General features: G+C 36.4%; 6 protein-coding genes and 1 pseudogene. 4 read left to right on the plus strand and 3 right to left on the minus strand.

All coding sequences use genetic code 11. From position 1 onward, the window contains the following. Nucleotides 1–281: 281 nt before the first annotated feature. Nucleotides 282–803: a DUF4309 domain-containing protein gene (locus GSM42_RS20150; RefSeq protein WP_160803359.1), complete on the plus strand. Its 522-nt coding sequence runs from the start codon at nt 282–284 to the stop codon at nt 801–803. Nucleotides 804–1,361: 558 nt separating this feature from the next. On the opposite strand, the gene GSM42_RS20155 is transcribed toward GSM42_RS20150, so the two are convergent. Next, nucleotides 1,362–2,069: an SDR family oxidoreductase gene (locus GSM42_RS20155; protein ID WP_160803360.1), complete on the minus strand. Its 708-nt coding sequence runs from the start codon at nt 2,067–2,069 to the stop codon at nt 1,362–1,364. Between the two features lie 100 nt (nt 2,070–2,169). Further along, nucleotides 2,170–2,398, minus strand: a pseudogene (locus GSM42_RS20160) (cupin domain-containing protein); the annotation flags it as partial. Nucleotides 2,399–2,776: 378 nt separating this feature from the next. Between GSM42_RS20160 and GSM42_RS20165 the strand changes: the two are divergent. After that, a complete protein-coding gene (locus tag GSM42_RS20165) occupies nt 2,777–3,157 on the plus strand; it encodes a MerR family transcriptional regulator (RefSeq protein WP_160803361.1) in 381 nt (126 codons plus the stop codon). 132 nt (nt 3,158–3,289) lie between these two features. Continuing rightward, on the plus strand, nt 3,290–4,330 hold the full coding sequence (locus GSM42_RS20170; RefSeq protein ID WP_160803362.1) for an NAD(P)-dependent alcohol dehydrogenase: 1,041 nt from the start codon (nt 3,290–3,292) through the stop codon (nt 4,328–4,330). Nucleotides 4,331–4,434: 104 nt separating this feature from the next. On the opposite strand, the gene GSM42_RS20175 is transcribed toward GSM42_RS20170, so the two are convergent. Continuing rightward, a complete protein-coding gene (locus GSM42_RS20175) occupies nt 4,435–4,755 on the minus strand; it encodes a MazG nucleotide pyrophosphohydrolase domain-containing protein (RefSeq protein WP_160803363.1) in 321 nt (106 codons plus the stop codon). Nucleotides 4,756–4,834: 79 nt separating this feature from the next. Between GSM42_RS20175 and GSM42_RS20180 the strand changes: the two genes are divergently transcribed. Next, nucleotides 4,835–5,416: an LOG family protein gene (locus GSM42_RS20180; RefSeq protein ID WP_160803364.1), complete on the plus strand. Its 582-nt coding sequence runs from the start codon at nt 4,835–4,837 to the stop codon at nt 5,414–5,416. Nucleotides 5,417–5,676: the final 260 nt, after the last annotated feature.

Genomic DNA, 5,676 nt, shown 5'->3' on the forward strand with positions numbered 1-5,676 from the left:
CTCTTTTTTTAGTACTCACTCTTTCAGAAGATGGACAAAACAATGTGCCATTAAACCTACATTTGACGGATCATAACTGACAGAAACCCTGTCACCTCTTCTACCCAATAATTATTTCGTATGTGAATAAAATACAATTTAAAATAAATGAAATACCTACGACTAAACATGTAACAGAAAGAAGCTAGTCATTGCTATATAATGAATTTCAGACATAATTTCAAAGTCAATATTCCATAACCTAACATTGACACTAAGAAAAGGATGTTAAAAATGAAAAATTGGAAAAAATCTGCAATGGTTTTCACATTAGCAGCCGGTTTGCTAGTACTAGTCTGACAACTATCAATACTTCACATGCAGCACCAAATACGAAAGTTGTAGTATCGAAACATCATCAATCCCATCAACAAACCATAATAAATATCGAAAAATTTGCTTCTCAAGGTAAAACAGTCAACAGTGAAAATTTTGGTGTGCACTCTAAGACAGAGGATATTATAAAAAAATGGGGTAAACCAGACGAGGGTTCTGATGAAAATTGGCTCTATTATAGTAAAAGAGGTATGGATATAGTTGCAGAAAAAGGAAAAGTAGTTAAGATCTACTCAACAGATAAAAGTTACTATGATATTACTTACAAAGAAGTAAAGCGAACACTAGGAAAACCTATTAAAGAAGTAAAAGGGCAAGATGGTTATTATATAACATATAAGGCTGGTAAAAATACATTAGAATTTGGCTTCTATTACAATAATGAGGGTACGAAACCATCTACTCTTGCTGGATTAAATGTTTTTTAACTTCTAATTATAATCCTTAGGACGAAAAACCACTCGAATGAGTGGTTTTTGTGTTACTTATAGAGCTCTGCTAATCTAGTTATAAAAATATAGTAAAAATTAATGTAATCGGGACATCATCACCATTGAAGCAACTTCCACATACATGTCCAAGTAATTCCTTGACCGATTTTTTTCTCAAATATAAAGAAGGTAGAACCTGATAATTTTTTATATCATAATATTCCGTTTACCCTTGCATCTTAACCGGAAAATGGTCTTTTAGGATTACTATATAGTTTCTTAGGAAAATAAATGCCAACCTCGATATCAATGATAACTACCCCACGAATACAATGTATTGTGTGCCTGTTTCGGATTTAAATAATTTCTTCCATGGATGTTCCCGTTGTTACTCCTAAGTTAGCAGATGTAAAAAATAATCCATTATTGGCAGATTCATAAGCTGCGATTGTAATCCAACATTGATTAATATTAGCTCCTTGATCCTACTCAACGAATAAAACTGGATTATTGCAAAGTTATAGACCACACTCATCTTCTTTTTTTAAAATAGAATTACCAACTAATAAGTTTTCCATCTCTGAAGAACCCACCATTAGGTCCATCACGTCCAATAGTCGCTAGCCATAGAATAGATTTTGCAGCTTGGTCTGGAGTTCTCGGAGCAGATGATCCACCCATATCTGTACTTACCCATCCTGGACATACTGCATTTATTTTGATATTTCCATTTAGTTCAGCAGCTATCAATTGGGTTAATCCATTCAAGGCTAGTTTAGACAACTTATAGGCGCCTACTCCTTGATCAGTCATTTCTCTCATCTCCCCATACCCAGATGAAACATTAATGATTCTCCCATAGCCTTGTTTTTGCATGAGTGGAATAAAAGAATAGATAACATGATATACACCGAAAAAATTGGTTGCCATTGTTTTCTCTAGAATGAAAGGATCCATCGTCAATAACTTTTCATTTTCATCCAAATACACACCAGCATTATTAATCAATACATCTAATCTTCCATATCGCTCCTTTACTGTACTTGCTGCCTGCCGGATGCTTTCTTGATTATCGACATCCATCAACAAAAATGAAACGCTCAGGTCTGACTCTTTGAGTTTTTGTGCTGCTTTATAGCCCATCTCTGGATTTCGACTTGTCAAAATAACCTGAAAACCATTCAAAGCCAATTGTTTAACTAGTTCATATCCAATCCCACGATTCCCGCCCGTTACAAGCGCAACTTTTTTATCCTGCGACATTCCACTCTTCCTCTCTTTCTTAGAAAGTATCTTTTTGTAAAATTACAACTTGCTAACTCTTCTGTCAAATACAGACTCTATGCGTTATTTTTATAATTGGTTATATCACTTCATCATGGACTGGTTTTAGCCAATCCGTTTCTCCCAGTGTAATGGCTAAATGCACAAACCAACTATTTTTGTAGCTCCATGACAATGCTTTACATGTGGTGGTATATTCACTACACCATCTCCTGCTTTGAGTGATGAGCGGCTTTTCCTTCTGCTTGGTACCACCCTGTAGCCAATAATACTTGTTCCATTTTATGAGATTTCCAGTTATTTTGGCTCCTAGAGCAAAGGTACCACTGATAAAGTTTGCTTCTACCTTTTCTCTCAGTAAAAACAATGGAGCTATTGCTTAGATTTTCATCTGCCATATTTCATTGCTACTATCCTTTATCTTTATAGATTCACCGGATAAAACATCATCGTTTAGTTTCGCAAATATTGGCGCGAACTCTTCCAATATATTTTCTTATGTTTGTCTTTCGGCCATTTCTGGTATTTATTTCCTATCAATTTTGTTCACAACAAAGGGTAGTATAAATCTCAAAATTAGCTTTAATACAAGTGATAAATCTTTAGAAAAAGATACAGTGTATTTTCTTGACTTAAAGTTAACTTTAAATGATAGATTGGAATGCATGAAAGAGCGAGGTGAGAAAATGAATATTGCACAAGTCGCAAAGCAGTTTGATCTCACAGCTTCAACACTCCGATACTATGAAAGCGTGGGTTTGATTCCACCAGTAAATAGAAAAAAAAGTGGCATCCGCGATTACGATGAAAATGATCTCAAATGGATCGAATTTATAAAATGTATGCGAAATGCAGGATTAACAATAGAATCGTTGATTGAATATACAACTTTATTTCTCGCAGGAGATAGCACCATAGAAGCTCGCAATAATATCCTTATGGATGAAAGACAGCGATTGATTGAGAAGCGAAAAGAAATAGATGAAACCATAAAGAAATTAAATAAAAAAATTGAGGGTTATGATGGTGAGTTGCTGGCAAGTGAGGCTGATCTGAAAAAAGATTGAAAATGGAAGAGAGACAAGCATAAGTCAGCAAAAAAATTTTCCTATATATGCTTGACTTGAAGTCAACTTTAAGTTGTAAGGTGTGTCTGTACCCAATACAAAAAAGAAAATGATCCACAGGAGGGATTATTTATGATAAATGTTAAAGCACGAGCTGTCGATGGACCAGACAAACCATTTCAATCAGCTGAAATTAAAAGACGCGATCTTGATTTGCATGATGTTTTGATTGAAATTAAATATGCAGGTATATGTCATTCTGACATCCATACTGCTCACGGTGAATGGGGCCCTGTGAACTATCCGCTCGTACCTGGACACGAGATAGCGGGAATTGTTACAGAGGTAGGATCCGAGGTTTCAAAGTACAAGATCGGTGACCGAGTAGGGGTCGGATGTATGGTTGACTCCTGCGGCGAATGTGAGAACTGCCGTAAAGGAGTGGAACAATACTGTCTCAAAGGAAATGTCCCTACTTACGCTGGTGTTGATAAATACGGTGAACCTACTCAAGGCGGTTATTCTACCCATATTGTCGTTACAGAAGACTTCGTAGTTAGAATTCCTGATAATATTGAACTCGATGTCGCAGCACCTTTACTTTGTGCTGGTATTACAACATACTCCCCATTAAATCATTGGGGAGCTGGTCCAGGTAAAAAAGTAGCGGTTGTTGGGATGGGCGGTCTTGGTCATATGGCAGTCAAAATTGCACATGCAATGGGGGCTGAGGTCACTGTTCTGTCACGATCTTTGAACAAAAAGGACGACGGTTTGCAATTCGGAGCAGATAACTACTACGCTACAAGCGATCGAGAAACATTCAAAAAACTTGCTGGAACTTTTGACTTAATTATTAACACGGTAAGTGCAAAGATCGACATGGACGCTTATTTCAGTCTCCTTACTCTTGACGGTACATTGGTTAATGTCGGTGCCCCTGGGGAACCATTGTCACTAAACGTGATGTCTCTCATTGGTCATCGCCGTTCATTTGCGGGTTCCATGATTGGAGGCATCCGTGAGACTCAGGAGATGTTAGAGTTCTGTGCAGAACATAACATTGTCCCTAAAATTGAAGTAATTTCAGCAGATCAAATTGACGAAGCCTACAAACGTGTATTAGCTTCGGATGTCAAATATCGATTCGTGATTGACACCAGCACAATGTGATTTCCAGAACACGATCCACTCTAATGGTATTTTTCGAAGATGTCCAAAATACTAGGATTTTGGACATCTTTTATATATAAACTAACTAGCAAACTTAAGGGTGTTCATTCATTTGTATACCTATGTAAAAGCTTCTGCTTATGCAGTTGAAAAATCTCATCCAAAGAAATTCCATACTTATTTGCAATTACGATTACATTTCCTAATACATCCCCTAACTCTTCCTTGAGATTCTGTTTATTCTCCTCACTTGATTTATCTCCTTCATCTGGTCTATCTCTACCTATTTCAAGCGCTCTGATGGCTCTAGCAACTTCACCTGTTTCTTCTGCTAGAAATCCAATACGGATAAAAATATCAAGTTCAGACCATCCTCTACTATCATAATAATCTTTCACCCATTTTTGAAATTCTGTAACATCCATATTTATCTTTCATTCCTTTCAGATTTTCCATCCCATATTCTATATAATTATCATGAGAATGTGTATAGAGGAGGAAAAAATGAAGACCATAGCTGTATTTTGCGGATCAAGTAAAGGAGCGACTGAAAAATATTTAGAAGGAGCAACCAAACTAGGAAAGGTACTGGCAGAGCGAAAACTCACATTAGTGTATGGTGGTGCAAGTGTTGGCACAATGGGAGCAGTGGCCGATTCTGTATTAGCAGCAGGTGGACAAGTCATTGGAGTAATGCCAAGTTTCCTAGTGGAAAAAGAAATTTCTCATAAAAATTTAACCGAACTTATCATTGTTAACTCTATGCATGAGCGTAAAGCAAAAATGACCGAACTAGCTGATGGATTTATTACATTGCCAGGAGGACCTGGTACATTGGAAGAATTTTTCGAAATCTATACATGGGCTCAGTTAGGACTCCATCAAAAACCTTGTGGTCTTCTCAATATTAATCACTATTATGACTCTCTAGTCCGTTTATTTGATCACATGTTAAAAGAACAATTTTTACAAGAAAGATATCGTCCCCTAGCAATGGTCGATACAGAACCAAATGGACTCTTAGATCAGTTTATGGCATATAAACCTCCTAGTGTAAAAGTGTATGTAAATGAAAACCAGACTTAACCATTTTCGTAGGACTTTAACCGGCAACTGATCAGTTATAAAGTTGACTACTCTACCAACCTATCGGTCAAAACATAAAAAAGACGAAGCTGGAAACATATAAAAATAGCTGATTTAATAATGGAAACTAGCAGAACACAAAAGAAAGAGCTCATGAAGGATATCATAGAAACCATGTATTTTTACTGTCCTCAAGCGACCTTTTACTATATTCAAAAAGAACACAAAATAAAAAAATCCCCTTGATACCTCAAGGGGAT

Source organism: Shimazuella alba, assembly GCF_009831235.1.
GTDB lineage: Bacteria > Bacillota > Bacilli > Thermoactinomycetales > Thermoactinomycetaceae > Shimazuella > Shimazuella alba.

Bases quoted from the DNA above. Each gene is read 5' to 3' on its own strand.
- GSM42_RS20155 (WP_160803360.1), bottom strand. From the start codon at position 2,069: ATGTCGCAGGATAAAAAAGTTGCGCTTGTAACGGGCGGGAATCGTGGG.
- GSM42_RS20180 (WP_160803364.1), top strand. From the start codon at position 4,835: ATGAAGACCATAGCTGTATTTTGCGGATCAAGTAAAGGAGCGACTGAA.
- GSM42_RS20165 (WP_160803361.1), top strand. From the start codon at position 2,777: ATGAATATTGCACAAGTCGCAAAGCAGTTTGATCTCACAGCTTCAACA.
- GSM42_RS20170 (WP_160803362.1), top strand. From the start codon at position 3,290: ATGATAAATGTTAAAGCACGAGCTGTCGATGGACCAGACAAACCATTT.
- GSM42_RS20175 (WP_160803363.1), bottom strand. From the start codon at position 4,755: ATGGATGTTACAGAATTTCAAAAATGGGTGAAAGATTATTATGATAGT.